General features: G+C 35.9%; 3 protein-coding genes. All 3 read right to left on the reverse strand.

The genetic code is table 11. From position 1 onward, the window contains the following. Positions 1 to 1,007 (reverse strand): ABC transporter substrate-binding protein (locus tag AC220I_RS19905; RefSeq protein WP_486725612.1); only part of this gene is annotated, 1,007 nt, incomplete at its 3' end. 99 nt (positions 1,008 to 1,106) lie between these two features. Further along, entirely contained in the window at positions 1,107 to 2,159 is a 1,053-nt protein-coding gene (locus tag AC220I_RS19910) for a M20 family metallopeptidase (RefSeq protein WP_486725613.1), read from the reverse strand. A gap of 9 nt (positions 2,160 to 2,168) precedes the next feature. Then, positions 2,169 to 3,626: alpha/beta hydrolase family protein (locus AC220I_RS19915; protein WP_486725614.1), on the reverse strand; the 1,458-nt coding region annotated here is incomplete at its 5' end.

Below are 3,626 nucleotides of genomic sequence, written 5' to 3' on the forward strand. Positions count from 1 at the left end.
GCAAGTACAGATTCAGCTTGTATACCAGCATTATTGATTGCAATAATCATGATTGCTTCTTTATCAATGGCATAGTTAAATGCTTGTCTTACAAGCTTATTATCAAATGGTGCTTTTTGAGTGTTCATACCAAAGTAATCAACTCTTGTTGAGGGTTCTTGATAAAGAGATAAGTTTGAATCAGATTGAACGCGTTCAACATCAATTGCAGGTAGATCGTCTACTATATCAACTTCTCCTGTCTCAAGTGCAATTGTTCTACTTGTGCCTTCAGGAATTACTCTAAATACAATCGTGTTCATTTGACCCATGTTGTCTTGATCATAATAGTTTTCATTTTTCTTTAGTACGATTTTGTCTCCAGAAACCCACTCGCTAAAAGTATATGGTCCTGAACCAATTGGTGTAGAGAAATCTCCGCCACCTTCTACATAAGCTTTAGGCACAATCGACGCACCAGCATGTACTAAAGTATAAAGGAATGGTGCAAAAGCAACCTTTGTTTTGATTCTCACAGTGTATGAATCTACGATTTCAACTGATTCTACTTCTGCAAGAACATGTTGAACCTTAGGTTGTGTCAATGATCTCTCTAAGCTGAACTTTACATCTTCAGATGTTAATTCTGTTCCATCACTAAATTTAACACCTTCTTTAATTTTAATTTCCCACTCAGTGTCAGATATTTGAGTGTATGATTCCGCTAAGTCAGGTACGACCTCAAAATCTGTATTGAGCTTGAACAGCCTATTAAAGAGTAGAAAAGATACTCTTTCAGATTTTGTATCATTGTGACCTTGTGGGTCAAGCGATGTAATATCTGCACTTAGTGCAATAACCAATTCATCCTTAACAACTGCAGGTTCACTGCTTGTATTATCAGCAGTTGTTTCTGCTGTATTTGATGCTGGTTCTGTTGATGGTTCTTGTGATTGACTTTGGCAGCCTGTAATCGTCCCCACTAATAAGGCCATAATCATCACAAATGCTAACATTCTTTTTAACATATTATTTCTCCTTCTCTTTTTAATCTATATTAAAGGATATCCCCCTTTAATAAACATTTTCATAGTCTTTTAAATACTAATTTCATAAATATTTATAAGCTAAAAACTTTCAATAAATTTCACAAGAATTTCCTTGAGTTGAGTCACTGATTTTAAAGAAACGTATTCAGAGTCGCCATGCCACGATTCCCCCACTGGGCCAAACTCAATCGCAGGAATGCCTAAGCCTGAGAAAAATCGAGCATCTGATGAGCCATGTTGTCCAATCCTTTTTGGTTCACTAGGTTCAAGCTTTTCCCTTGTGATATCAAAGAGTGTTTTTAGTAATGTACAGTCCTCTTTAACATATATTCCTGGTTCAATCACATGCGTTATAACTTCACCTTCAACCACCTCTTTTATTTGTCTTATAATCTCAAGTGGATTTAAATGGGGTACATAACGAATATCCAAACCCATTATTGCTTCATCAGGCACACGATTATAAATATCACCACCCTTAATAAAAGCTAAATTTAAAGAGGTCTTTTCATAAAACTCAGTGGATTCGTTTAAAATATTTAGAGATTCAATCCTTTGGTAATTTTCAAATGCTTTAATAATTGCATTCTCACCTTCCCATGGCCTACTGCCATGAGCAGAATGTCCCCTAGTTATGATATCCAACCGGATGATGCCCTTTGCACTTACTGACAAGTTTAGGTTCGTTGGTTCTGTACAAATAACAAAATCACCTATATAACCAGAGTTCACCAGATGTTTCGTACCATATAAGCCACCGATTTCCTCGTCAGATACGAGTTGTAACATCACCTTGCAATTTAATTTTGAACAATTCAGCGCTATGAACGCCTCCATCATGGCTACAACGCCACCTTTCATATCTGCAGCACCTCTGCCATACAAACGATCACCTTCAACCCTTGGTATAAACTGATGGGGTTTTCCAGAAACCACGTCCACATGACCATTGAAGACTATTGTTGTTTCACCCTCTCCAATCACAGCTACATAACTCTTGACACCAGCTTGCTCGACGATGATACCGCTAATGCCTTTTTCTAATAAGTAGTCATGGCAGTATTCAATGCACATATTTGCATTTATTGCATTTGATGTATCCATTTCTACAAGTCTTTTTAACAATTCCATTTGAGGCTCCTATTTTAAAAATCTATTAAACCATGATATTACCTTTTGATGTCGCATCAATCGGTGTAAGGGTTTCCCTGAAGTTATAAAACCATGTCCTTCATCATCATATAAATTGAGTTCACAATCAACCCCGTGATAAAGTAGCGCTTGATACATCATGACGGATTCTGTATAATGACATCTTGTATCGCTAAGGCCATGGTTAAATGATGTTGGTGTTTTTATTAAATGAGCCTGACGAATTGGTGAAGCTTCGTCATACAAGCTTGGTTCTTGCCATGGTGTGCTTGTATTACCCATATATTCTTTAACAAAATAATAACCAATATCTGATGTTAAAAATGATGTTGATAAATTACAAATGCCTCTCTCTGAAACTGCACTTTTAAACAAATCACTATGTGCAAGGATGTAATTTGTAAGATAGCCACCATAAGATCCACCGGTAATACCAAGTCTTTCTCGATCAATTGCTGGATACTTATCAAAGATCTCATTTAAAAATTTTTGTAAATCATCCCAGGCCATGTTTCCGAATGAGCCTTTTATATTTGCAAATGCATCTCCTCTTCCATCACTTCCCCTAGGATTTGAAAAAATAACAAAGTAGCCTTCATATGCCAGCAGCTGCATATCATGATTATAGGCGGCACTGTAAATTGTTTTTGGACCTCCGTGAATGAATAAAACCGCTGGATATGTTTTGTCTTTTTTATAGTCTGCTGGCTTTATGACCCAACCATCTATATCACTCGAATGATACTCACAGGGTAAGATAAGAGATTGGTCCATTTCATTTACAGATGTTATTTTTGTCAATGTCTTATCATAAAAATACAGTTCTTGAAACTGATTTTCTTTTGCGCCAATCATCAAAATACCTTTTTTTAAAACAACAAAAGCATTAATGAGGTTTAGACCAGTGTCAATTTCTCTTATTTTCAAATCTTCCTTCATACATTGTATTTTTTCAGAAAATCGCGTTACTACGATTTGATAAAAGGTTTTATCATACACCTGTGGCTTATTTTGAATCTCAAATCTATGGTCAGACATAACGCCAGGTCTTTCAACACTGTAAACATTGGAATTTTCAATACGCTTACAAATATGGTCTTCCTGATTTACAATATAAGAATAAGCATTGTCGTTTCTACTTTGTATTTTTAAATCAACACCCTTAAAAACGATCGAATTTTCTGTGAGACTGCCAAAACCCTCAATTCTAAATGGTGTATCGGTTATCTGCTTGAGTAATTGCCGATCTACATCAAATGAAAATAAATAAGAGGTCACTGGCTTAATTTTTTCTGTCTTGAAAGCCGAAAAGTTTATGCACTTATGCTTTATGTCAAATGCAACTTGATCCACATCATAGCCACAAGGTGATATCACACGACGCTCTCCATTAAACAAGTTTACTCGACAAAGAATCTTATGTGGCCCAGAACCAAAATTACTATA

This window comes from Fusibacter sp. (genome assembly GCF_057447755.1).

Coding starts and splice junctions, on each gene's coding strand:
- AC220I_RS19910 (WP_486725613.1), bottom strand. CDS start 2,159: ATGGAATTGTTAAAAAGACTTGTAGAAATGGATACATCAAATGCAATA.